Below are 22,622 nucleotides of genomic sequence, written 5' to 3' on the forward strand. Positions count from 1 at the left end.
ATGAAGGCTGCCCCGTGAAACGCGATCGACTGCGATACGCTTATTTTTTGTCTTCCAGCAGGCAGCGGTAGATCAGGCCGCCGATAATGCCGCCGACCAGCGGCACCAGCCAGAACACCCACAGCTGCTGCAGCGCCCAGGTGCCCTGGAAGATCGCTACGCCGGTGCTGCGCGCCGGGTTGACGGAGGTGTTGGTCACCGGGATGCTGATCAGGTGGATCAGCGTCAGCGTCAGGCCGATAGCCAGCGGGGCAAAGCCTGCCGGCGCGCGCTTGTCGGTCACGCCATGAATAACGATCAGGAAGAAGGCGGTCAGCACCAGCTCAATCACGATTGCGGCTTGCAGAGAGTAACCGCCCGGTGAGTGTTCGCCGTAACCGTTGGAGGCGAAACCGCCTGCCGTGGCGTCGAAACCGGCTTTGCCGCTGGCGATCAAATACAGCACCGACGCTGCGGCGATACCGCCGATCACCTGTGCGATAACGTAAGGGATCACGTCTTTCGCCGCGAAACGGCCGCCGGCGAATAAGCCGACGGTGACCGCCGGGTTAAAATGCCCGCCGGAAATATGGCCGACGGCATAGGCCATCGTCACTACGGTCAGACCGAAAGCGAGCGCGACGCCGAGGAAACCAATACCCAGCTGTGGGAATGCCGCTGCCAATACTGCGCTACCACAACCACCAAACACCAACCAAAATGTGCCAAAAAATTCAGCAAAAAGTCGCTTTGACATAGATTCCATCCTGCGGAATAGACTAACGGGCGTTAGCACTAAAAACTATAGAACAGCTTTTTAAGTTCATGCAGATATTCTATAGAATTTTCTTAATGCACCTTGAATAACGGCGGTATTAAATCCCTGACATTTTATTTTGTCTATGAGAAAAACACCGTTTTTCGCCGTGTTGACGCGCGTTTGCCGATTTTTTTATCTTTGCTATAAGAATTTACCCTAAGCAAAACGGCGGGCTATTTCCGGGCGGTTTTTTCCAGCGGCTTTCTCCATTCAATACGCTCAGGTTAATTGCTAATTTCTATTTGCCAGCCAGCCTTATTGCCTGATGTGCATTTGACGAATTGCCTATTGTCATCTAAGTGTCATGCTAAATTAATATCGTCTTCTGCCTGACAACGCTTCATTTGACCTCGGGTAAAAATATGAAAATAAAATCGCTCTCCCTGCTGTTGGCTTCACTGTTTCCGGTATTGGCTCACGCTGCCGACATTGAGGTGGCGCGTTATGTGGTCGGCTTCCCCGGCGGGGAACGCGTCGCCTATCAGGGGGCGTTTGCCAAGCATTTCCCACAGGGATTGCCGGTAGGGATCGGCTCCGGATTGATGTTCAACAAGAAGCAGGGCGACGATTTGGTGCTGACGACGCTGACCGATCGCGGCCCGAATGCCGATGCCCCGGCGGTAGGCAAGCAAGAGGCCAAGATTTTCGCCAATCCGCAATTCACGCCTCTGTTGATGGACATTCGTATCGGCGGCGGCAAGGCCGTAGCCGAGAATGCGCGGCCCTTGCACGACGAAAAAGGGCCGATCGGCGGGCTGCCGTTGCCGGGCGAGCTGATTGGTTCTACAAACGAAGTGGCGTTGAACGACGCGTTGCAGCCGCTGTCCGGCGATCGCCGCGGGTTGGATACCGAAGGGGTGACCGGTGACGGCAACGGCGGCTATTGGCTGTGTGATGAGTACGGCCCGTTTCTGATCCATATCGACGGCAAAGGTAAAATCCTCGCCAAATATGGCCCAACGCCGCAGGCCGGCGAACAAGCGGTGGCGGGCGGTTTGCCGAACATCCTGAAATGGCGTCAGCCCAACCGCGGTTTTGAAGGATTGACCCGGATGCCGGACGGGCGAATTCTGGCGGCGGTGCAGAGCACGCTGGATGTCGATGGCAAAAGCAAAAACAAGGCGCAGTTTACCCGGCTGGTGAGCTTCGATCCGCGCAGTGGCAAAACCGCCATGTACGGCTATCCCATCGATATCGACAGCTATAAAAAAGCCAAAGACGCCAAAATTGGCGATGTCGTGGCGTTGGACAACCAGCGCATCCTGTTGATTGAACAGGGAACCGGTAAAGATAAGTCGATGATCAACAAGATCTATCTGGTGGATCTCGCGCAGGCCAGCGATCTGAGCGCGTTTGACGGCCAGGGTAAAGCGCTGGAGTTCGACGATGCGAAAGATCTGGCTAAACGCGGCGTGAAGCTGGCGCAGAAACGGGAAGTGGCGGATCTGCGTCAGTTGGGCTGGCGCCAGGAGAAAGCGGAAGGGTTGGCGCTGATCGACGATCGCACGTTGGCGGTGATCAATGACAACGATTTCGGCTTGCAGGCCACGCTGGTGGAGGCGTCGCCAAAGAGCAAGAAAATCGGCGACTATCAGCTGGAGAAAGGAGGGCGGTTGAGCCTCGACGGTGACAAAACCGACGCCCGCATCGAATTGCGCCCTCTGGAGCAGCCGGAATCGCTGAGTGAGCTCTGGGTGCTCACCTTGCCGCAATCCTTGAAGTGACCGACATCGGGGGCGATTGCGCCCCCGTCAGACCGCTGACAAAGGAGGAAAAAACATGGGTTTTTCCTCCTTTGTGGCCATCAGCCGAAAATCAATAAATTGATTTTCCTTGTTTTTTATCCACTGCTCTCTGCAAACCCGGTAATGGCATGAGGTTTGTCATCAATCTCACAGCGGGGGCGATTGCGCCCCCGTTTGATTCAGGCTTGCGCGTGCCGCTGTGGCGCTTTGCCGCGCGAGATGCTCTCCCACGCCGCCACCACCACCATGATCAGCGTCGTCAGGCCATTGACCATCAGCAGGTCGGTTAAATAGGCGATCGGGGCCAATACCCCCAGCGCCAGCAGCCCGACCAGATGCGACAGCGGGAAGCGGCGATACACCAGCCGTTTGTACAGCGCGTTGGCGAACAGGTAAATTGCCGGGCCGAGCAGCAGCACCGCCGCCGTGGCGTGTTGGATGCGGCCGTCGGGATGGGCGATCACCAGCTCGTTGGCCACGGCGCAGACGATGATCGCCCCCACCAGCGCGACGTGCACATAATGGAAATAAGCGCCCAGCTGGCCGGGATTTTCCGCCTGGCTGATGGCGTGGCTGCCGGCTTTGCTGCTGGTGTCGAAGTAAACCCACCACATCGCCAGGCTGCCGAGAAAGGCCACCAGCGAAGCGATGAGCACCGGCAGGCTCCAGCTTTCCATTTCGCTCAGGGTGGCGCCGGTGATCAGAATGGTTTCCCCCAGCGCCACGATCACGAACAGCTGGCAGCGCTCCGCCAGATGGTGGCCTTCGATGGTCCATTCGCTGCTGCTGTCCGAGCGCCCCAGCACCGGCAGGCGAAAACCGAACATCGGCGAGACGTATTCGCACAAGACGGCGATCGCCCACAGCGCCAGGCGAGCATGGCCTTCCGCCAGCCCGCCGGCGATCCAGAAGACGGCGGAGATGCACAGCCAGCCGAGAATGCGGCGAAAGTTATGTTTTAACGGATGATCGGGCGCCAGCAGGCGCAATACCGTGGCGGAGCGCCCGACCTGAATGGCGACGTAGAACAGGGCGAAGATCAGACCGCGTTCGCCAAACGCCTGCGGCAACGCGGCGGCGGCGAACAGCCCCAGCAGCATGATCGCGAACAGCAACAGGCGGATCTGGCGGGTATCCGGATTGAACCAGTTGGTGACCCAGGCGGTGTATTGCCAGGCCAGCCAGACGGCGAACCACAGCAGCAGGGTTTCCAGCGCGCCGGTCAGCGTCAGGTGATGCAACAGATAGTGGGAAAGTTGGGTCACGGCGAAAACGTAGATCAGATCGAACAGCAGCTCGGAAAATGAGACCGACGCGCCCTGACCGTCACGCACGCGCAGCAGTTTTTGCGACATAAGCGTTCTTCCTTAAAGGGTAAGCCACAAAATTCAGCGTAGCTCAGCGCGCTCCGGCGGGTAAAAAATCTTAAATAGACGCGGTGCGCATTCTTTATCGCGCGCCGTCTTTAATTGTTCATCAAATAGGGGTAAGGTGAAGCCTATAAAGTCATTCTCGCCTGAAAATACACACCCGCTCTCACTTCCTCCTTATTCTCCTCACAATGATTGATGTTCTTTACGTTGCATGACGTCCGTTTTCATTGGTTAGCGGATAATTAACATCACTGACAACGAGCGAATAAACAAGAACACCTGGAGTCAATCATGAAACTTATCCCAAGCATCGCAGCCGTATTGATCGCCGCCGCTTCATTTTCCACTTTCGCCGCGCCGCTGTCGTCGGTAAAACAGGTCAACAGCGAGCAGGCCGCCAATCTGCAAAGCCTCGGCGTCGTGTCGGTTTCCGGCGTTAGCGGCTCACCGCATGACGCCATCACCGCCCTGAAAGAAAAAGCCGCGGCGGACGGCGCCAGTCATTATCGCATTATCGGTCTGGACACCCCCGGGGACTCCAGCAACTGGCGCGGCAATGCGGAAATTTATCGCTAAGCGTTAGCTTTTTACCCTCTGGCCGCGGCAACGCGGCCAAAAAAATAAACGGTCGCAATAATTATCTGAACGGTCGGCGCATAAACCGCTTATTCTCAGATCATTATTGCGACCGTTTTTCTTTGCGCGCCGCTGATGAGGTTGCATTTTATTACAACTGTGTCCGCCGCTTTCGGAATCATGTTAATGATTACTTAAGAAATTCGGCTCACATTGAGGGCTTAACCCAAGGAGGCCTCAATGTTAAATGCGACCCGACTGCAACTGATGAATCACTTCGCTTACCTGCAGCAATTTATGGCTTCACCGCGCACCGTCGGTACGCTGGCGCCTTCTTCCCCGTGGCTGTGTCAGGCGATGCTCAATCAGGTTGAATGGACCCGGGCGCTGTCGATCGCGGAACTGGGCGCGGCGGACGGCGTGCTGACCAAACGCATTCTGGGGCGGATGCGCGCCGATGCGGCGCTGGAGGCCTTCGAGATCCAACCCCATTTCGTGCATCGGCTGCGCGGGATTGACGATCGGCGGCTGCAGGTGATGGGCCATTCGGCGACCCGGATGGCCACGGATTACGACGTGGTGTTTTCCTGCCTGCCGCTGCTGTCGATCCCGGTCAGGATCAGCGTACGCATTCTTCAGCAGGCCCGGCAGCGGCTGCTGGCGCGCAACGGCACGCTGGTGCTGTTCCAATACAGCCATCTGTCGGAAAAATTGCTGTCGCGCTATTTTCACTGGAAGCGCCTGCGGGTGGTGCGCAACTTCCCGCCGGCGCTGGTGTATGTCTGTACGCCGCGTTAGCTACAGTTTTTTCTCCATCACCACCACCTCTTCGTCATGCTGCCGCCGGCGCTCCAGAGGTTGCCAACCCCAGCCGGCGTACAGCGCTTCCGATTTGTCGGTAATGAGATGCAGAACCGAGTGATGGCGCTGCCGCGCCGCCTCGACGATGGCCATTTCAAGACGGCGGGCGATGCCCTTGCGGCGGTGATCGGGATGCACGAAGACGCCGGCCAGCCACGGGGTGAGATCCTGGCGCTGATGGTCGTCGCTGGGCCATAGGCTGGCCATGCCCACCGGACGATCGCCGTCGATCATCATCAGCGTCAGGTGGTCGTCGCCCGGTCGGCTGCATTGGGCGAAACGCAGCTGGGTGCGCTCCAGCGAGCCGCCGCGCTGTGAACCCCACTGGCCGAATGCCCAGGCGGCGCACACATCGGCAAACTGCGGGCAATCCGACAGCGGAATGATGCGTTGAGTCATGGAGGTCTCCCGGTTTTTAGCTGTTTCCCCGTTCTATTTAACCGATTTCCCCGCCATTTTTTTAACTTTTTAAAGCCGTTATTTTAGCGGTTTCGCCGTGTTTGCCGCACGCCCGGCGCCGTTTCCCGGATTTCTTTTGGCAATGGCGGCGCGGGATTGCAAGTGCTAATGAGAGTGATTATCATGCGCACACTATTTCCCCCTTTCGGCTCAGTCATGCGCAATTTCCTCATTTTACTGCTGCTTTCTCTGTGGTTCGGCGTGTTCTCCGCCCAGGCGAAGACGGTGATCGATATCACCGGCCGTCAGGTTGTGGTGCCGGACAATCCGCAGCGCATCGTGGTGGGGGAGAGCCGCATGTTGTATACGCTGGCGCTGCTGGAGCCGGGCAACCCGGCGCAGCGCATCGTCGGCTGGCCGGCGGATCTGGCGCGTTTCGATGCGCAAAGCTGGCAGCTTTATACGCAGCAGTTTCCGCAGATAGCCCAGATCCCCGTCATCAGCGGCAATAACTTTCGCCAGGTCAATGTCGAAAGCCTGCTGCAGCTGAAACCGGATCTGGTGATCCTGGCGCGCTATGCGCGTGAAGACGGCGACAACGATCGGTTGGTTTCTGCGTTGAACAAGGCCGGCGTGGCGGTGATCTACGTCGATCTGCGCATCGATCTGCTGAACAACACCGTGCCGAGCGTACGGCTGCTGGGCGACGTGCTCAATCGCCAGCAGCGCGCTGAGCAGTTCATCGCGTTTTATCAGCAGCATATGGCTGTGATTCAGCAGCGGCTGGCGGGCTATCAGGGGCCGAAGCCCAAAGTGATGCTGCACCTGCATCTGGGGCGGCGCGACACCTGCTGCACCACCGCCGCGCATGGCAACCTTGGCGATCTGCTGACCTTCGCCGGCGGCGACAACATCGCCAACGCCAGCGTCAAAGGGGTGTATGGCGAGCTGAACCCGGAAACCATTCTGAGCGCTAATCCCGACGTGTACCTCGCCACCGGCATGGCCGGGCCGCAGGGCAAACGGCTGTCCGATCTGCGCCTCGGGCCGCAGGTCAGCCGCCAAGAGGCCGCCGACAGCTTCCGCCGGCTGATCGCCAAACAGCCGATGCTGACCAACCTGCAGGCGGTGAAAAACCACCGCGCCTGGAGCGTCTGGCACAACTTTTACCTCAGCCCGTACCACGTGGTGCTGGTCGAGGTGTTCGCCAAAGCGTTTTACCCGGATCTGTTCGCCGACATCAACCCGCAGCAGACCTTCCAACAGCTTTATCAGCAGTTTTTGCCGTTACCTTTTTCAGGGACCTATTGGAGTCAGTTAGATAATGAATAACAACAAGCGCGGCTGGTGGTGCGCATTGCCTTTGGCGGCCTGCGCGACATCGCCGGCGTGGGCGGCGGAAAAAGCCGCGCCGCAGGAAGAGAACCTGGTGGTGGTCGGCCGCAAAGACGCCGACGGCGTGCAGAGCTATCAGCCGTTGACCAGCGTCACCGGCACCCGCAGCGAAACCAACCTGCTGAATGTGCCGCAAGCGATCGACGTGGTGCCGCAACAGGTGATTGCCGATCAGGCTGTCAGCAGCCTGGACGAAGCGCTGTACAACGTCAGCGGCATTACCCAGGCCAACACGCTGGGGGGCACCCAGGACGCGGTAATGAAACGCGGCTTCGGCGACAACCGCGACGGCTCCATTCTGCGCGACGGCGTGCGTTCGGTGCAGGCGCGCAACTTTACGCCGACCACCGAGCGGGTGGAGGTGCTTAAGGGGCCTGCCTCGATGCTCTATGGCATGGGCGAGCCGGGCGGGATGATCAATATGATCACCAAAAAACCCCAGCTGCAGCAGCACACCCACGTGGAAGGTTGGGGCAGCAGCTTCAACGGCGGCGGCGGCCAGCTTGACGTTACCGGGCCGCTCGGCACGTCGGGATTTGCCTATCGGATGATCGTCGATCACGATGAAACCGATTACTGGCGCAACTTTGGCCGCAATCGCCAGACGGTGATCGCGCCCTCGCTGATGTGGTACGGCGAGAACACCACCGTGCGGTTGGCCTATGAACATATGGAATATCTGGTGCCGTTCGATCGCGGCACCATTATCGATTCGCGCACCGGCAAACCGGTGAATACGCCGCGCGATCGCCGTTTCGACGAAGCCTATAACGCCACCCGCGGCGATCAGGACAGCGTCACTCTGCAGATCGATCAAACGCTCAATGAGCGCTGGAAAAGCTCGCTGACCTACGCCTACAGCCGCAACAGCTACAGCGACAACCAGGCGCGCGCTACGGCGCTGAACCCGGAGAGCGGCGCATTGAGCCGCCAGGCCGACTCGACCGCCCATGCCGTCAGCCACGCCAACGCGGTGCAGCTGACGCTCAATGGCGACGTGGACTGGGGCAGCATCAACCACCAGATGCTGTTCGGCTTTGATTTTGAAGATAACCGTACCTACCGCGGCGACATGATCCGCGGTAAAAAGAACAGCGATTTCAATATCTATCATCCGGTATACGGCCTGATGCCGCCGTCGACCGCGGTCAGCGCCAAAGACAGCGACCAGCGGGAAAATCTCACCAGCTACGGCTGGTTTATGCAGGATTCCATCCAACTGACCGATAAATGGCTGGTGATGGGCGGGCTGCGTTACGACGCTTTCGACGTCTATGCCGGCAAGGGGCGGCCGTTCCAGACCAACACCGACAGTTCGGACGGCAAGCTGGTGCCGCGCGCCGGGGTGGTCTACAAGCTGACGCCTTACGTGTCGCTGTACAGCAGTTATACCGAGTCGTTCAAGCCTAACTCCTCCATCGCCACCCAAATTGATTCGCTGCCGCCGGAACAGGGCAAGTCATGGGAAGTCGGCGGCAAGCTGGCGCTGCCGAACGGCGTCACCGGCACGCTGGCGCTGTTCGACATCACCAAACGCAACGTGATGGTCAATGAGCTGGTGGAGGGCGAAACCGTGACGCGCACCGCCGGGCGCGTGCGTTCGCAGGGCGTGGAGCTGGACGTGGCCGGTAACCTCACCGACTCGCTGAGCCTGATCGGTACCTATGCGTATACTGACGCGCGCGTGGTGGACGATCCGGACAACAAGGGCAAAGAGATGACCAACGTGGCGCGCCATACCGCCTCGCTGTTCCTGACCCAGAACCTGGGCAGCCCCGGCCTGTACAGCGGCGATGAGATGCGTATCGGCGCCGGTGCGCGCTACGTGGGCCGCCGCCCGGGCGATGCCGCCAACAGCTTCAATCTGGATAATTACACCGTTGCCGATGCGTTCGCCGCTTACACCATGCCGATCAACGGCTATCGGGTGAAATGGCAGCTGAACGTGAAGAACCTGTTCGATAAAACCTATTACCCGTCCAGCGGCGGCAATTTGCGCGTGGCGGTGGGGGAACCGCGTGAGGTGGTGCTGCGCGGCAGTATCGATTTCTGAGCCGCGGGCGGTGAAATTTGCTTAAATAACCGCCCCAACGTTAAGGAGAACCCATGAGCCTGCAAATTCGTTTGGCGCAGCAGCGGGATATCGCGCATCTGATGGCGGTTGAACGCTCGGCGGCGCAGCTGTTTCGCCAGCAGCCGGCGTGGCGCTTTATCGCCGAAGGCGAGGTGATGAGCCCGCAACAGCACGCCGCGTTTATCGTCGAACGCCGTGAATGGCTGGCCGAAAGCGACAACGGCGAGTGCGCCGGTTTTATCGCCGTGCAGGCTCAGGGGAAAGACTGGCATATCGCCGAATTGTCGGTCGCCGGTGCCTGGCAACGGCAGGGCGTCGGCCGCCGCCTGATCGGGGCGGTGGCGGAAGAAGCCAAACGCCAGGGCGCCGCTCGCCTGACGCTCACCACCTTCATTGACGTGCCGTGGAATGCGCCTTATTACCGGCGGCTGGGGTTCCGGCCGCTCGACGACGCGCGGCTCACGGCCGCCTTGCGGCGGCATCTGGATGAGGATCTGGCGCACGGCTTTGCCGCTGGCAGTCGCTGTGCCATGGAATTTACACTATCGTAAATATTGAAATACAGAGTGGGCGGGGTATGATGCTGCCACCACGCCATCGCACCCGCTCGGTATTTTGGTATGCAATGCACTCAAGTCACCGCATAAGGGACAACCCGTAATGACACAAACCCTGTTCATGATAGGCGCTCGCGGAGCCGGCAAGACCACGGTAGGCAGCGCATTGGCGCTGGCGTTGGGCTATCAGTTCGTCGATACCGATCTGTTTATGCAGCAGGCGGCGCAGATGAGCGTGGCGGAAATGGTCGAGCGCGAGGGCTGGCTGGGGTTTCGTCGCCGCGAGACCATCGCGTTGCAAACCGTGACCAAGCCGTCAACTATAGTTGCCACCGGCGGCGGGGCGATCCTGGCGGAGGAAAACCGCCAGTTTATGCGCCAGCATGGCACCGTTATCTACCTGCGCGCGCCGGCCAGCGTGTTGGCGCAGCGGTTGGAAGAGTACCCGGAAGATGCGCAGCGCCCGACGCTCACCGGCAGGCCGATCGCCGAAGAGATGCTCGAGGTGCTGGCCGCGCGTGAAGCGCTGTATCAGGATGCCGCGCATTACGTGATGGACGGCGCCGCCGATCCTCAGCAGGTGGTGGAACAAATCCTCGCGGTGCTGCCGCGCGAGACGGTGAAATAACCTTTTCTTCTCTTCGGGCGCTGGGCGCCCGTTTTCTTATTCCCTTTGCCGAGCGGCCGCAAAGTACGCGCCGGGCGTGACGCCGAAGCGGCGGCGAAAGGCGGCGATGTAGGCGCTGACGTTGTCATAGCCGCAGGCGTCGGCCACCTCGCTGACCGCTTCGCCGCGTGATAATCCCTCCAGTGAACGCAATACCCGCGCCTGTTGGCGCCACAGCGCGAAGCTGATGCCGGTTTCCTGCAGAAAGCGGCGGCTCAGGGTACGTGGGCTGAGCCCGGCCCAGGCGGCCCAGTCGCGCTGGCTGTGCAGACTGGCGGGATCGTTCAGCAGCGCCCGGGCGATGTTCAGCAACCGGGCGTCCTGCGGCAGCGGCAATTGCAACGGCGCGTGGCTTGCCGTGTGCATTTCATCCAGCAGCACCTGCAGCAGCCGCCGTTGCGGCGCGCTCATCGGGCCGGCGGAGAACTGCGCGATGCGTTCCACCAGGGCCTGCAACAGCGCTGAGGCGGTGAACAGCTGCGGCTGCGGCGGCATCTCCGGCGCGCTTTCCACCGGCAGATACAGACTCCAGCCCGCCACATCGCCACAGGCCAGCGCCTGATGGGGGCACCCCGGCGGCAGCCAGCCCAGCGCACCGCCGGTGATCGCCCATTGCCGGCCAGGCAGTTCCAGCGCCAGCATGCCGCGCGTCAAGAGATAGATCTGGCCGCCGTCGTGCCGGTGCCAGGGCGTCAGGTGCTTTCTTTCATGCTGAAGGCGTTGGCTGCGGATCTGCGTCATATTGGCCGTTTAACGTTATTGAAAGTCTTGATGCGGTTATTATGCCATCGCCTGGCCGGGATAGGATCGCCATTCCCCCCATTTCGGAGAAACGTGATGACTCAACTTACCCCGCTGAACCTGGTACTCGATACGCTGCAGCAGGTTGTCGCCAGCCCGGAACATCGGCCGACGCAGCTCGCCGCCCGTTTCAGCGCAGGCTACCGCCAGCAGGTGGATGGCAAGGTGCTGAACTTCGAGCAGTTTGAGCAACACATGGCGCTGCTGAAGCGGCAAACTCGCCGCATGACGCTGAGCGTGATCGCGGCGGCGGCGCAGGGCGAGGCGGTGCTGACCCACCATCTGGTCGAGGTGGAAAAGCGCGATGGCTCCTGCAGCCGCGTGCGGGTGCTGGCGCACTTCACCGTGCGTGAAGGCCGCATTTGCGCCTGCGACGAATTGACCGAGCTGTTGGTGGGCGCCCCCGGCGATCGCGATCTTGGCTCGCGCGTGTCGGAATGAGGGCGGCTGCTATACTTGCTACTGTGTGAAACACACGGGAGAACGGCATGCGCGAAAATGATCAACCTGCTTATCCACGGAGCGCCCGCGTCGTAGAGGTGTTTCGGGGTGACCCGAGTCTGCATCTGCGCCGTTTTGAAGTGCGCACCGACGACATTGAGCCGAATACGCTGCTCAGTGAACATGAAACCGAGCAGGAAGCGCTCGACGCCAAGCACCGCTATGAGGACGAGGCGTTAGAGCTCTGACCTGCAGCCCAGCGGAAACCGGCGTCAGGCCGGTTTCCTGTTATTCCCGCCTTAGCACATATTTCCCAGAACAATATTGATAATGATAATCATTTATGTGATTTTTATCGCCCCTATTGGGTGTTTCACTTCTGGGAAAAGAGATGTCCAATTCCGAGTTGCAGGCGCTATTTCTGCGCCACATGCGGCCGCTGCAAGCCTATTTGAATGCCAAACTGCGCGACCCTCAGCTGGCCGCGGATTTGGCGCAGGAAAGTTTTACCCGCCTCACCGAGCAATACCCGCAGGGCAATATTCTCGATATCGAGGCCTACTTGTATAAAACCGCCAAAAATCTGATGCTCGACCATCTGCGGCAGCAGCAGCGGCGGCAAACCGAAGCGGTAGAAGACGACATTCTGGCGCAGTACCCCTCCGGCGAACCGGCGCTCGAACAGCGGGCGATCGATGGCCAACTGCTGCAGCTGTTGCAACAGGCGTTGGCGGGCATGCCGCCGCGCACGCAGCAGATTTTCCGCCTTAACCGGCTCGATGGCTTGACCCAGGCGCAGGTGGCGACGCAGCTGGGGGTGTCGCTCAGCACGGTGGAGAAACACTTGGCCAGCGCGCTGGAGCGGCTGATGGCGCGGATGGGCGAACAATAATGGCAATTTTTTTACGGGTTTATCCGCCCTCAGACGTCTTAACCTATAACCAGAAAAAACAGGGGTCTACGTCATCATGAAACCGCTAACCGCACAGGTGCGACAGCAGGCGGCGGCCTGGGCCGTATGCCTGGCCGAAGGGGCGCTGCCCGACGATCGGCGGCAAGCGCTGGACGCCTGGCTGGCCGATGATCCGCAGCATCCGGCGGCGCTGCGTCAGGCTCGCCTGCTTTGGGCGACGCTGGGGCAGCTGCCGCCAGAGCAGCGGCAGGCGCTACAGCCGCAGGTGGCGGCGCTGAAAACGCCCTCTCGCCATCGATGGCCCCGCTGGGCGGTGGCGGCTGCGGTGGCGATCGCCGTTTCCTTCGGCGTTTATCGCGGGCCGGATCTGTGGATCGGCCTGCAGGCCGATTATCAAACCGTTCGCGGTGAGGTGCGCGAAGTAGCATTGCCGGACGGCAGCCGGGTGGCGCTGGACAGCGGCAGCGCGATCGCGCTGGCGTATTCCGCAGACGAGCGCAAGGTGCGGCTGCTGAGCGGCGCCGCCTATTTTATCGTCGCGCCGTTGGGCGGGGCGGAAAGCCGCCCGTTCAGGGTGGAGGCGAAAAACGGCGTCACTCAGGCGCTGGGCACCGAGTTCAGCGTGGCGCGCACTGAACAGGGCGTCGACGTCAGCGTGCATCAGCACAGCGTGCGGGTGACGCTCGAGCGCGGCGAGCGCTCGCTGGTGGTCGCGCAACGTCAGGCGGCGCATTACCGCAGCGGCCTGCTGTGGCTGACGAGGCAAACGGCCGGTGATGACGCCTGGCGACGCGGCTGGCTGGTGATCGACCGCCAACCGCTGACGCAGGCGCTCGCGCAGCTCAATCGCTATCGCGAGACCCGCATCGTGGCGGTCAATCCTGCGCTAAGAACGCGCACGGTGAGCGGTGTGTTCGCGCTCAATAAACTCGACGACGGCGTCGGCGCCATTCGTCAGGAACTCTCCGCCCGCCAGCTGAATCTCCCCGGCATCACGCTGCTTTACTGAGCGGCAAAGGCGGGCCGGGATGCCCGTTTCGCCGCTATTTTCACTTTCTGTAAAAAATCTTTACGGGTTTTTGCCTCCCGGAACGTCCTTATGTTTAAACGAGATTGATTTCCATTATCACTTATTTTGGCATTCTTTCGGGTGGAACACACACGCATGTTTATTCACAAGGGAACCACGCCGGCCGGCCGATTGGCCACGGCGGTACGCGCCGCGCTGGCGGCGATGATGCTGACTCAGCCGGCGGTAGCGCTCGCCGCCCAGGCTGATGCGAGCAGCGCGCAGGCCGCACAGCAAAAGAATTTCAACATTGCGGCGCAGCCGCTGCAGAGCGCCATGTTGCGCTTCGCCGAGCAGGCCGATATGCAGGTATTTTTCGACGAGGTGAAGCTCGACGGCATGCAGGCGGCGGCGCTGAACGGCAGCATGAGCGTTGAACAGGGCCTGCGGCGCTTGATTGGCAACAATCCGGTGGCTTTCCGCCTGCAGCCGCAGGGGCAGATCGTATTGAGCCGGTTGCCAGCGGCAAACGGCGACGGTGGCGCGCTGGCGCTGGACAGCCTGACGGTGCTGGGCGCCGGCGGCATCAACGCCAACGATTGGGTTTACGACGAACCGCGCTCGGTCAGCGTCATCAGCCGCGAACAGATGGACAACCGCCCGGCGCGGCACGCGGCCGATATTCTGGAGCAGACTACGGGGGCCTATTCCAGCGTCAGCCAGCAAGATCCGGCGCTGTCGGTCAACATCCGCGGCATACAAGACTATGGCCGGGTGAACATGAACATCGACGGCATGCGGCAGAATTTTCAAAAGAGCGGCCATGGCCAGCGTAATGGCACCATGTACATCGATTCCGAACTGCTGTCCGGCGTGACCATCGACAAGGGCACCACCGGCGGCATGGGCAGCGCCGGCACGCTCGGCGGCATCGCCACCTTCAATACCGTCAGCGCGAGCGATTTCCTGGCGCCGGGCAAAGAGCTGGGCGGCAAGCTGCACGCCAGCACCGGCGATAACGGCACCCACTTCATCGGCAGCAGCATACTGGCATTGGGCAACGAAACCGGCGATATCCTGCTGGCCGCCAGCGAACGCCACCTCGGCGACTATTGGCCCGGCAACAAGGGCGATATCGGTAACATTCGTATCAATAATGACACCGGCAATTACGATCGCTACGCCGAGAGCATCAAGAACAACAAAATCCCCGACACAAATTACCGCATGCACTCGCGGCTGGCCAAGGTGGGCTGGAATCTGCCCGCCAATCAGCGCCTGCAGCTGAGCTATCTGCAGACCCAGACTGCGTCGCCGATCGCCGGCACGCTGACCAACCTGGGCACTCGCCCACCCTATGAACTGGGCTGGAAGCGCACCGGTTACAGCGACGTGATGGCGCGCAACGCGGCGTTTGATTACAGCCTGGCGCCGGAAGGCGTCGACTGGCTCGATTTTCAGGCCAAGCTGTATTACGTCGATACTCAGGACGACAGCGACACCTACAGCACCAGCTCGCTGCTGGACAACGGCTACGCGACGCGTACCCGGCTGCGTACCTATGGCGCGCAGGCGCAAAACACCTCGCGCTTCAGCCTGGCGCCGGGGCATGACTTCCGCGCCAACTACGGGTTGGAGTTCTATTACGACAAGGCGACCAGCGACTCTTCTCGTCAGGGCATGGAAGGGGTGACGCCGGCCGGCAACCGTTCGGTCGCCAGCCTGTTCGCCAACCTGACCTACGACTACGACGGCTGGCTGACGTTGGAGGGCGGGCTGCGTTACGACCGCTATCGCCTGCGCGGCCAGACCGGCCTGAGCTATCCGGATTTGGCCAAGGATGGGCAACGCTACACGATTGACAATCCTTGCAAAGCGCTGCGTCTGACCGGCTGTTCAACCACCACCCGCGAAGATTGGGACGTGGATCGCGATCAGGGCAAGCTGTCGCCGACGCTGGCGGTGGCGGTGCGTCCCGGCGTGGAGTGGCTGGAGCTGTATTCCACCTACGGCAAATCCTGGCGGCCGCCGGCGATCACCGAAACGCTGACCAACGGCAGTGCGCACGGCTCCTCCACGCAATACCCCAACCCGTTTCTGCAGCCCGAGCGCTCGCGCGCCTGGGAAGTCGGGTTCAACGTGCAGCAGCCGGATCTGTGGTTTGAGGGCGATCGGCTGGTGGCCAAGGTGGCCTACTTCGACACCAAAGTGGATAACTACATCAACCTGGCGATAGACCGCAATAAACCGGGGCTGGTGCAGCCGAGCATCGGCAATGCCGCTTACGTCAACAACCTGTCGAAAACCCGCTTCCGCGGGCTGGAGTACCAGCTCAACTATGACGCCGGGGTGTTCTACGCCGATCTGACCTACACCCACATGATCGGCAAAAACGAGTTCTGCTCGAACAAAGCCTGGCTGGGAGGACGCCTGCGCTATGGCGACGGTTCGCGCCGCGGCAACTTCTATGTTGAACCGGATGCCGCGTCCAATGATGCCGTCACGTGCGACGGGGGCTCGCAGTTCGGCACTGCCGCCTATCTGCCGGGCGATCGCGGCTCGGTCACGCTGGGCGGCCGCGCTTTCGATCGCAAGCTGGACGCCGGGGTGACCGTGCGCTTCGCGCCGGGCTATCAGGACAGTTCGGTGCCGTCCAACTACCCGTACCTGGCCGACTGGCCGAAGTACACCCTGTTCGATCTGTATGCCAGCTACAAGCTGACCGACAGCCTGACGCTGCGCGGCTCGGTGGAGAACCTGACCAACCGCGCCTACGTCGTCAGCTACGGCGAGACGCTGGCCAACACGCTGGGGCGCGGCCGCACCGTGCAGGGCGGGGTGGAATACCGTTTTTAAGCAGTAAAAGGGCGTTGCTCATTCTTGAGCACAAGGGCGGCCTCGCAAGGGGCGCCATTCATCAATGGAGATAGAGAAATGGCATTTTCAGTCAACTATGACAGCAGCTTCGGCAGCTACAGCATCCATAACTATCTGAACGAGTGGGCGTCGTCATTTGGCGATATCAACCACACCAACGGTAACGTCACCGACTCCAACAGCGGCGGCTTCTATGGCGGCAGCCTGTCCGGCAGCCAATACGCCGTGACCAGCACCGCCAACAACGTTACCTCGTTCGTGGCGGGCGGCAACCTGACCTACACCTTGTTCAATGCCCCGGCGCACACCCTGTACGGCCAGCTGGATTCGCTGTCGTTCGGCGACGGCCTGAACGGCGGCGGCTCCACGCCGTACAACATCCAGGTGCCTGACGTCAGCTTCGGCGGCCTGAACCTCAGCAGCCTGCAGGCGCAGGGCCACGATGGCGTGGTGCACCAGGTGGTGTACGGCCTGATGTCCGGCGATACCGGCGCGCTGGAAACCGCGCTGAACGGCATCCTCGACGACTACGGCCTGAGCGTCAATTCCACCTTCGATCAGGTGGCGGCGGCGACGGCGGTGGGCGTGCAGCATGCCGACAGCCCGGAACTGCTGGCGGCCTGATCGCGGCCGTTTGCCCGCCGGCGCCGCGCGCCCCGGCGGGCATTTTCTCGTTTTTAGCCGATGGAAAACGCCATGAAAAACGCCGTCAGGCGCGGAGAAGTGATGTGCGTGCTGGCCGCATACCGGCGCGGATTTTGGGGCATCGCGCTGTTTACCGCGGTGATCAACCTGCTGATGCTGGCCCCGGCGCTGTACATGCTGCAGGTCTACGATCGCGTGTTGCCGTCGGGCAACCGCATGACGCTGGCGATGCTGACCCTGATGGTGGTCGGCCTTTACCTGTTTATGGGGCTGCTGGAGTGGGTCCGCAGTCAGGTGGTGATCCGCCTCGGCGCCCAGATGGATATGCGCCTGAATCAGCGGGTCTACGACGCCGCCTTCGAAACCAATCTGAAAACCGGCAACCCGCTGGCGGGACAGGCGCTGAACGATCTGACCAACCTGCGCCAGTTCGCCACCGGCAATGCGCTGTTTGCGTTCTTCGATGCGCCCTGGTTCCCGGTTTATCTGCTGGTGGTGTTTCTGCTCCACCCCTGGCTTGGCGCGTTGGCCAGCGCCGGGGTAATCGTGCTGGTGCTGCTGGCCTGGCTCAACCAGCGGGTGTCGCAGGCGCCGCTCGCAGAGGCCGGCCGGGTCGCGCTGAGCGCCACGCAGCAGGCCAACGGCAACCTGCGCAACGCCGAAGCCATTGCCGCCATGGGGATGCTGACCGACTTGCGCCTGCGTTGGTTGCGGCAGCATCAGCAGTTCCTGCTGTTGCAGAACCGCGCCAGCGAGAAAATCGCCGCCGTCACCGCCTGGTCGAAAACCGTGCGGCTGGCGCTGCAGTCGCTGATGTTGGGCTGCGGCGCGCTGCTGGCGGTCAACGGCGACATTACGCCGGGCATGATGATCGCCGGATCGATCCTGATCGGCAGGGTGCTGGGGCCGATCGATCAGCTGATCGGCGCCTGGAAGCAGTGGTCGTCGGCGCGCCAGTCCCTGCAGCGGCTGGAGGTGATGCTGGCCGCCAACCCGCCGCAGGCGGCGAGCCTGCCGCTGCCGGCCCCCAATGGCACCTTGACCGTGAATCAGCTGGCCGCCAGCGCGCCCGGCGGGAGCGCACCGGTATTGCACGGCGTCAGTTTTCGTCTGGAGGCCGGTGAGGTACTGGGCGTCATTGGCGCATCCGGCTCCGGCAAAACGCTGCTGATGCGCCAACTGGTCGGCGCGTTGACGCCGCTCAGCGGCGACGTGCGGCTGGACGGCGCGGATATCCGGCAGTGGGATAAACAGCAGCTGGGGCCGCATATCGGCTATTTGCCACAGGATATCCAGCTGTTCGCCGGTACCCTGACGGAAAACATCGCCCGCTTTGGCCAGGTTGACGCCGAGAAGGTGGTGGCCGCCGCCGCGCTGGCCGGCGTGCACCAATTGATACTGCATTTGCCCAAAGGGTATGAAACTGAGCTGGGTGAGGGCGGCAGCGGCCTGTCCGGCGGCCAGCGTCAGCGCGTGGCGCTGGCGCGCGCGCTGTACGGTTCTCCGGCGTTGGTAGTGCTGGATGAACCGAATGCCAACCTCGATCGTGAAGGGGAAGAGGCGCTGCAGCGGGCGATCGAAGCGTTGAAGGCGCGCGGCACCACCATCGTGTTAGTGACTCACAAACCGGCGATCCTGGCGACCACCGACAAATTGCTGGTGCTGGCCGCTGGCCAGGTGCAGCACTTCGGCCCCAGTGACGCCATCCTGAAAAAGTTGCCTGGTTTTGCGCCCGCTGCCGTACCGGCCAACGTCGGCCGCAGCAGCGGTGGCTTCAACGTCAACTACGCCAACTTTGCCAAAACGGCCAGCGGTGAACGAAAAGTATGAGCAATCAGAGTGTGATCCCCGGCGATATCGACGCCCTTTCCCGGCAGTTCGACGAAGGGCGCCATCTGCGGCTCGGCGGCTGGCTGGTGCTGTTGGGGTTTGGCGGTTTCCTGCTGTGGGGGCTGTTGGCGCCGCTGGACAAAGGCGTACCGGTCTCCGGCAGCGTGGTGGTGGCCGGTAACCGCAAGGCGGTACAGCACCCGAGCGGCGGCGTGGTGTCGCAAATTCAGGTGCATGAAGGCGACCGGGTTCACGCCGGGCAGGTGCTGCTGCTGATGGATACCGTCGACAGCCGCACCCAGCGCGATGCGCTGCGCAGCCAGCAGTTGAGCAACGCCGCGCAGCGGGCGCGGCTGCAGGCCGAGCGCGACGGCCTGCAGGCGATCGCTTTCCCGGCATTGCTGCAAGCGCGGCGGGAGGAGCCGGAGGTGATGTCGTTGATGCTGTTGCAACAGCAGCTGTTCACCAGCCGCCGTGCGGCGTTGCAGAGCGAGCTGGCGGCGATCGCGGAGAGCATCGCCGGATCGCAGGCGATGCTGGAGGGGATCCGGCAGTCTTACGCCAGCAAACAGCGGCAAAAGGCCATGTTGCAGGAGCAGCTGGGCGGCATGCGCAAGCTGGCGGCGCAGGGGTATGTGGCGCGCAACCGGCTGTTGGATCTGGAAGGACAGTATGCGCAGATTGACGGCCAGGCATCCGAGGATACCGGCAATATCGGCCGCCTGGGGCGCCAGATCCTGGAGCTGAAGCTGCGGGCGATCCAGCGGCGGGAAGAGTATCAGAAAGAGGTCAGCAGCCAGCTGGCCGAGGTGCGGATGAAGCTGGACGAACTGGATAACCGCCTGGCCAAGGCGGAGGCCGATCTGGGCCATACGCAGGTGAAAGCGCCGGTGGCGGGCACCGTGGTGGGGCTGAGCGTGTTCACCGAAGGCGGCGTGATCGGCGCCGGTCAGCAGCTGATGGAGATCGTGCCCAGCGATCGGGGGCTGCAGGTGGACGCGCGTATCCCGGTCGAGCTGATCGACAAGGTGCAGGTGGGATTGCCGGTCGAGCTGTTGTTCTCGGCGTTTAACCAAAGCACCACGCCGCGCGTCGAGGGCGAGGTGACGCTGGTCGGGGCCGATCGCCTGACCGACGAGAAAAGCGGCGCGCCCTATTACAGCGTGCGCGCCAAGGTCAGCGAAGCGGGGCTGCAACGCCTGAACGGGTTGGAGATCCGCCCGGGGATGCCGGTCGAAGGCTTCATCCGCACCGGCGAGCGTTCGATGATGAACTACCTGTTCAAACCGCTGACCGATCGCCTTCATCTGGCGCTGACGGAAGAGTGAGCATGTCGGTTTCGTCGCTGCCTTTCGCCGCACCCGGTGCCGCCATGCCCTGGCGCCGCTGCCTGGTGCTGGTGCTGACGCTGCATCTGCTGGCCGCGGCGCTGCTCTGGCCCTGGCGAGACAAGGCCGCGCCGCCGTGGGTGCCACCGCCGGCGGTCATGGTGCTGATGGCCGCCGCACCGCAGGCCCCGGCCGAGGTAAAACAACCGCCGGGACAAAGGACGCCGCCGCCTCAGGTTGAACCGCCGGCACCGCCGGAACCCTTGCCGACGGTGAAGGTGCCTGAAGCCGTACGGCCGAACATCGCCGTACCGCCGAAGCAGAAAAAACCGCCCAAGCCGGTGAAGAAAAAAAACCTGTCGCGCACGCCGCCGCAGGAGAAAACGATCGCGCCGCCGAAGGTTCAGGAGCAAAGCGCCGGCGCGCCGCCGCCGGGCCGGGCGGATAAAACGGCCGCGCCGCAAACCCGCCTGATGCCCTATGCGCAGACAGGAGAGGATAGCTGGCGCAGCCGCATCAACAGCCGCCTTAATCGCTTTAAGCGTTACCCCAAAGACGCATTGCGGCTGAAGCGCCAGGGCGTCGGGCAGGTGCGTTTTACGTTGGACAGGCAGGGCCATGTGCTGGCGGTAACGCTGGTCAGCAGCGCCGGGCTGCCGTCGCTGGATCGTGAAATCCAGGCGCTGGTCAAGCGCGCTTCGCCGCTGCCGACGCCGCCGGCGGACGCTTACGTCAACGGCACGGTGGAGTTGACGTTGCCGATCGATTTCAGTTTACGCGGCGTGGGTTTTTGACGCGGTGGTTTCATGGCGATGGCCTGAGCGTGACGCACGGAAACCTTTGCCTCTGCGCCGCGATCGCATTTCGCGCGAAAAACCAGTGACAGATCAACCGCAATCCCCCAATATGGATTTTCCATCAAGATGATTACGCGGGTGCCAGTCTATGCTGAAAGTGAATGAGTATTTTGCCGGAAAAGTGAAGTCTATCGGTTTTGACAGTAGCAGCATCGGTCTTACCAGCGTGGGCGTGATGGAAGAGGGCGAATACACCTTCTCCACCGCGCAGCCGGAAGAAATGACGGTGATCACCGGGGCGCTGAAAGTGCTGCTGCCGGGGGCGCCGGACTGGCAGGTGTTTACGCCGGGCGAGAAGTTCTTCGTGCCGGGGCACAGCGAGTTCAACCTGCAGGTGGCCGACGCGACCGCCTATCTGTGCCGCTATCTGAGCAAATAAATTTTGTTCGTTAGGGGAACGCAGGGCTCAGCGGATGCTGGGCCCTGGTCGTTTCTGAGGCGGGATTAACGCTGGGCTTCGCCGCCGAGCGCTTCGATGGTGTTTTTGATCAACGCCGCCAGCTCGCTGGTCATCAGGATAAAGTCGGCGTCAAAGCGCTGGGCGAAGTCATCACGATCTATATCGTCGTTCTGCTCGCGCAGCGTGTCGGCGAACTTCAGGCGCTTGAGCGAGCCGTCGTCCGACAGCATCAGCTGAATGCGCTCCTGCCAATCCACCGCCAGCTTGGTTACCAGCTTGCCGGCTTCGATGTGCACCGCGATTTCGTCGCTGATCAGATTCTGTTTCTTGCAGCGGATCACGCCGCCTTCTTCCAGAATCGCTTTCAGTTCCGCTTCATCCTGAATGGCGAAGCCGGCCGGCATCTCGCCGGAACGCACCCATTCGGTCAGCGTCAGTTCGATCGGGCTTTCCATGGTCAGCGGCACCACCGGCAGCGAGCCGAGGCTCTTGCGCAGCAGCGCCAGCGTATCTTCGGCGCGTTTGGCGCTGGCGGCATCGACCATGATCAGATCGTTGACGGTGTCGATCCACATGAAGGTCTGGTTGAAGCGGCTGAATGCGCGCGGCAGCAGGCTGTGCAGCACTTCGTCCTTCAGCGCGTCTTTCTCGGTCTTCTTCAGTTTGCGGTGTTGTTCCGCCTCCAGGCGCTCAATCTTGGCCTGCAGCTCTTGCTTGATGACCGGCGACGGCAGGATTTTCTCTTCTTTGCGCGCGCAGATGACGATCTGACCGTTGACCGCGTGCGTCAGCGCATCGCTGTGCGAGCCCATCGGGGAGACCCAGCCGGTCTTCGCCATGTCCTGGCTGCCGCACGGCGTGAAGGCGAACGCGCTGAGTTGTTTTTCCATTTCATCCGCGTTTAGCGCCACTTCGCGGCTCAAACGGTAAACCATCAAATTCTTAAACCACAGCATAATGTTATCCCAGGCTGGGCGTGCGTTCGGCACGCTGATTCGTCAAAAGCAGGGCGGCATGATAACGAATTGACGCTGAAAAATCGCCCCATTCTCTCTGAATTGCGTCGCTTTACGCA

Annotated in this window: 22 protein-coding genes; 17 read left to right on the forward strand and 5 right to left on the reverse strand. The window is 61.6% G+C overall.

Translation table 11 applies throughout. The features are described from left to right. Nucleotides 1-40: 40 nt before the first annotated feature. The gene (gene aqpZ, locus CPH57_RS01395) at nt 41-736 is read right to left on the reverse strand and encodes an aquaporin Z (protein WP_033642023.1); all 696 of its coding nucleotides are present in this window, start codon (nt 734-736) and stop codon (nt 41-43) included. Between the two features lie 425 nt (nt 737-1,161). On the opposite strand from aqpZ, the gene CPH57_RS01400 reads away from it, so the two are divergent. Continuing rightward, nucleotides 1,162-2,523 (forward strand): esterase-like activity of phytase family protein, encoded by a 1,362-nt coding sequence (locus tag CPH57_RS01400; RefSeq protein ID WP_089191240.1) that lies wholly within the window; start codon nt 1,162-1,164, stop codon nt 2,521-2,523. A 200-nt stretch (nt 2,524-2,723) separates the two neighbouring features. Here CPH57_RS01400 and CPH57_RS01405 read toward each other — a convergent pair whose 3' ends face one another. After that, nucleotides 2,724-3,899, reverse strand: coding sequence for a low temperature requirement protein A (locus tag CPH57_RS01405; RefSeq protein WP_096241941.1), 1,176 nt, complete (start codon nt 3,897-3,899; stop codon nt 2,724-2,726). A gap of 309 nt (nt 3,900-4,208) precedes the next feature. On the opposite strand from CPH57_RS01405, the gene CPH57_RS01410 reads away from it, so the two are divergent. Together CPH57_RS01410 and CPH57_RS01415 are read left to right on the forward strand one after the other, a co-directional pair. Next, nucleotides 4,209-4,493, forward strand: a complete 285-nt coding sequence (locus CPH57_RS01410; RefSeq protein ID WP_033634035.1) for a YdgH/BhsA/McbA-like domain containing protein — start codon at nt 4,209-4,211, stop codon at nt 4,491-4,493. Nucleotides 4,494-4,733: 240 nt separating this feature from the next. Next, nucleotides 4,734-5,291, forward strand: coding sequence for a class I SAM-dependent methyltransferase (locus tag CPH57_RS01415; RefSeq protein WP_033642027.1), 558 nt, complete (start codon nt 4,734-4,736; stop codon nt 5,289-5,291). Here CPH57_RS01415 and CPH57_RS01420 read toward each other — a convergent pair whose 3' ends face one another. Then, on the reverse strand, nt 5,292-5,753 hold the full coding sequence (locus CPH57_RS01420) for a GNAT family N-acetyltransferase (RefSeq protein ID WP_033642028.1): 462 nt from the start codon (nt 5,751-5,753) through the stop codon (nt 5,292-5,294). 216 nt (nt 5,754-5,969) lie between these two features. Between CPH57_RS01420 and CPH57_RS01425 the strand changes: the two genes are divergently transcribed. The 4 genes from CPH57_RS01425 (at nt 5,970) to aroL (ending at nt 10,407) form a co-directional block, all read left to right on the forward strand. After that, the gene (locus CPH57_RS01425; protein ID WP_096241942.1) at nt 5,970-7,085 is read left to right on the forward strand and encodes an ABC transporter substrate-binding protein; all 1,116 of its coding nucleotides are present in this window, start codon (nt 5,970-5,972) and stop codon (nt 7,083-7,085) included. Next, a complete protein-coding gene (locus tag CPH57_RS01430; protein ID WP_096241943.1) occupies nt 7,078-9,201 on the forward strand; it encodes a TonB-dependent siderophore receptor in 2,124 nt (707 codons plus the stop codon). Before CPH57_RS01425 ends, CPH57_RS01430 begins: the two co-directional genes overlap by 8 nt. A gap of 53 nt (nt 9,202-9,254) precedes the next feature. Next, nucleotides 9,255-9,773, forward strand: coding sequence for a GNAT family N-acetyltransferase (locus CPH57_RS01435; protein WP_047572482.1), 519 nt, complete (start codon nt 9,255-9,257; stop codon nt 9,771-9,773). Between the two features lie 109 nt (nt 9,774-9,882). Next, a complete protein-coding gene (gene aroL / locus CPH57_RS01440) occupies nt 9,883-10,407 on the forward strand; it encodes a shikimate kinase AroL (protein ID WP_060659886.1) in 525 nt (174 codons plus the stop codon). A 36-nt stretch (nt 10,408-10,443) separates the two neighbouring features. On the opposite strand, the gene CPH57_RS01445 is transcribed toward aroL, so the two are convergent. Beyond that, complete coding sequence (locus tag CPH57_RS01445) at nt 10,444-11,187, reverse strand: AraC family transcriptional regulator (protein WP_096241944.1); 744 nt, start codon at nt 11,185-11,187, stop codon at nt 10,444-10,446. 96 nt (nt 11,188-11,283) lie between these two features. Here CPH57_RS01445 and CPH57_RS01450 point away from each other — a divergent pair, with 96 nt between their 5' ends. The 10 genes from CPH57_RS01450 to ppnP all read left to right on the forward strand — a co-directional run bounded on the left by CPH57_RS01450 (nt 11,284) and on the right by ppnP (nt 21,526). After that, nucleotides 11,284-11,688: a nuclear transport factor 2 family protein gene (locus tag CPH57_RS01450; RefSeq protein ID WP_046688339.1), complete on the forward strand. Its 405-nt coding sequence runs from the start codon at nt 11,284-11,286 to the stop codon at nt 11,686-11,688. 47 nt (nt 11,689-11,735) lie between these two features. Then, on the forward strand, nt 11,736-11,936 hold the full coding sequence (locus CPH57_RS01455; RefSeq protein ID WP_046688340.1) for a YaiA family protein: 201 nt from the start codon (nt 11,736-11,738) through the stop codon (nt 11,934-11,936). A 143-nt stretch (nt 11,937-12,079) separates the two neighbouring features. Continuing rightward, nucleotides 12,080-12,580: an RNA polymerase sigma factor gene (locus CPH57_RS01460; RefSeq protein ID WP_033642035.1), complete on the forward strand. Its 501-nt coding sequence runs from the start codon at nt 12,080-12,082 to the stop codon at nt 12,578-12,580. A gap of 76 nt (nt 12,581-12,656) precedes the next feature. Continuing rightward, nucleotides 12,657-13,610 carry a FecR domain-containing protein gene (locus CPH57_RS01465; RefSeq protein WP_096241945.1) on the forward strand — a complete coding sequence of 318 codons (954 nt, stop codon included), beginning with the start codon at nt 12,657-12,659 and terminating at the stop codon, nt 13,608-13,610. 156 nt (nt 13,611-13,766) lie between these two features. Then, entirely contained in the window at nt 13,767-16,466 is a 2,700-nt protein-coding gene (locus CPH57_RS01470; RefSeq protein ID WP_046688343.1) for a TonB-dependent receptor, read from the forward strand. 78 nt (nt 16,467-16,544) lie between these two features. Continuing rightward, nucleotides 16,545-17,111, forward strand: a complete 567-nt coding sequence (locus tag CPH57_RS01475; RefSeq protein WP_033642038.1) for a heme acquisition protein HasA — start codon at nt 16,545-16,547, stop codon at nt 17,109-17,111. 72 nt (nt 17,112-17,183) lie between these two features. Then, nucleotides 17,184-18,962: a type I secretion system permease/ATPase gene (locus CPH57_RS01480; protein ID WP_096241946.1), complete on the forward strand. Its 1,779-nt coding sequence runs from the start codon at nt 17,184-17,186 to the stop codon at nt 18,960-18,962. After that, nucleotides 18,959-20,290, forward strand: coding sequence for an HlyD family type I secretion periplasmic adaptor subunit (locus tag CPH57_RS01485; RefSeq protein WP_096241947.1), 1,332 nt, complete (start codon nt 18,959-18,961; stop codon nt 20,288-20,290). The genes CPH57_RS01480 and CPH57_RS01485 overlap by 4 nt, the downstream gene beginning before the upstream one ends. Nucleotides 20,291-20,292: 2 nt before the next feature. Continuing rightward, complete coding sequence (locus CPH57_RS01490) at nt 20,293-21,084, forward strand: energy transducer TonB (protein WP_046688345.1); 792 nt, start codon at nt 20,293-20,295, stop codon at nt 21,082-21,084. Nucleotides 21,085-21,235: 151 nt separating this feature from the next. After that, nucleotides 21,236-21,526: a pyrimidine/purine nucleoside phosphorylase gene (gene ppnP, locus CPH57_RS01495; protein WP_004940463.1), complete on the forward strand. Its 291-nt coding sequence runs from the start codon at nt 21,236-21,238 to the stop codon at nt 21,524-21,526. Between the two features lie 65 nt (nt 21,527-21,591). On the opposite strand, the gene rdgC is transcribed toward ppnP, so the two are convergent. Beyond that, on the reverse strand, nt 21,592-22,503 hold the full coding sequence (gene rdgC / locus CPH57_RS01500; protein ID WP_004940461.1) for a recombination-associated protein RdgC: 912 nt from the start codon (nt 22,501-22,503) through the stop codon (nt 21,592-21,594). Nucleotides 22,504-22,622 lie beyond the last annotated feature (119 nt).

The sequence above is a fragment of the Serratia sp. JKS000199 genome (genome assembly GCF_900215455.1).
In the GTDB taxonomy this organism is placed as follows: Bacteria; Pseudomonadota; Gammaproteobacteria; order Enterobacterales; family Enterobacteriaceae; genus Serratia; species Serratia ureilytica.

What these genes read in the sequence shown, in the direction of transcription:
- CPH57_RS01430 (WP_096241943.1), top strand. Translation starts at nt 7,078, where the DNA reads ATGAATAACAACAAGCGCGGCTGGTGGTGCGCATTGCCTTTGGCGGCC.
- CPH57_RS01450 (WP_046688339.1), top strand. Translation starts at nt 11,284, where the DNA reads ATGACTCAACTTACCCCGCTGAACCTGGTACTCGATACGCTGCAGCAG.
- CPH57_RS01415 (WP_033642027.1), top strand. Translation starts at nt 4,734, where the DNA reads ATGTTAAATGCGACCCGACTGCAACTGATGAATCACTTCGCTTACCTG.
- CPH57_RS01470 (WP_046688343.1), top strand. Translation starts at nt 13,767, where the DNA reads ATGTTTATTCACAAGGGAACCACGCCGGCCGGCCGATTGGCCACGGCG.
- CPH57_RS01435 (WP_047572482.1), top strand. Translation starts at nt 9,255, where the DNA reads ATGAGCCTGCAAATTCGTTTGGCGCAGCAGCGGGATATCGCGCATCTG.
- CPH57_RS01410 (WP_033634035.1), top strand. Translation starts at nt 4,209, where the DNA reads ATGAAACTTATCCCAAGCATCGCAGCCGTATTGATCGCCGCCGCTTCA.
- CPH57_RS01485 (WP_096241947.1), top strand. Translation starts at nt 18,959, where the DNA reads ATGAGCAATCAGAGTGTGATCCCCGGCGATATCGACGCCCTTTCCCGG.
- CPH57_RS01460 (WP_033642035.1), top strand. Translation starts at nt 12,080, where the DNA reads ATGTCCAATTCCGAGTTGCAGGCGCTATTTCTGCGCCACATGCGGCCG.
- rdgC (WP_004940461.1), bottom strand. Translation starts at nt 22,503, where the DNA reads ATGCTGTGGTTTAAGAATTTGATGGTTTACCGTTTGAGCCGCGAAGTG.
- CPH57_RS01490 (WP_046688345.1), top strand. Translation starts at nt 20,293, where the DNA reads ATGTCGGTTTCGTCGCTGCCTTTCGCCGCACCCGGTGCCGCCATGCCC.
- CPH57_RS01455 (WP_046688340.1), top strand. Translation starts at nt 11,736, where the DNA reads ATGCGCGAAAATGATCAACCTGCTTATCCACGGAGCGCCCGCGTCGTA.
- aqpZ (WP_033642023.1), bottom strand. Translation starts at nt 736, where the DNA reads ATGTCAAAGCGACTTTTTGCTGAATTTTTTGGCACATTTTGGTTGGTG.
- CPH57_RS01475 (WP_033642038.1), top strand. Translation starts at nt 16,545, where the DNA reads ATGGCATTTTCAGTCAACTATGACAGCAGCTTCGGCAGCTACAGCATC.
- ppnP (WP_004940463.1), top strand. Translation starts at nt 21,236, where the DNA reads ATGCTGAAAGTGAATGAGTATTTTGCCGGAAAAGTGAAGTCTATCGGT.
- CPH57_RS01465 (WP_096241945.1), top strand. Translation starts at nt 12,657, where the DNA reads ATGAAACCGCTAACCGCACAGGTGCGACAGCAGGCGGCGGCCTGGGCC.
- CPH57_RS01400 (WP_089191240.1), top strand. Translation starts at nt 1,162, where the DNA reads ATGAAAATAAAATCGCTCTCCCTGCTGTTGGCTTCACTGTTTCCGGTA.
- CPH57_RS01445 (WP_096241944.1), bottom strand. Translation starts at nt 11,187, where the DNA reads ATGACGCAGATCCGCAGCCAACGCCTTCAGCATGAAAGAAAGCACCTG.
- CPH57_RS01405 (WP_096241941.1), bottom strand. Translation starts at nt 3,899, where the DNA reads ATGTCGCAAAAACTGCTGCGCGTGCGTGACGGTCAGGGCGCGTCGGTC.
- CPH57_RS01420 (WP_033642028.1), bottom strand. Translation starts at nt 5,753, where the DNA reads ATGACTCAACGCATCATTCCGCTGTCGGATTGCCCGCAGTTTGCCGAT.
- aroL (WP_060659886.1), top strand. Translation starts at nt 9,883, where the DNA reads ATGACACAAACCCTGTTCATGATAGGCGCTCGCGGAGCCGGCAAGACC.
- CPH57_RS01480 (WP_096241946.1), top strand. Translation starts at nt 17,184, where the DNA reads ATGAAAAACGCCGTCAGGCGCGGAGAAGTGATGTGCGTGCTGGCCGCA.
- CPH57_RS01425 (WP_096241942.1), top strand. Translation starts at nt 5,970, where the DNA reads ATGCGCAATTTCCTCATTTTACTGCTGCTTTCTCTGTGGTTCGGCGTG.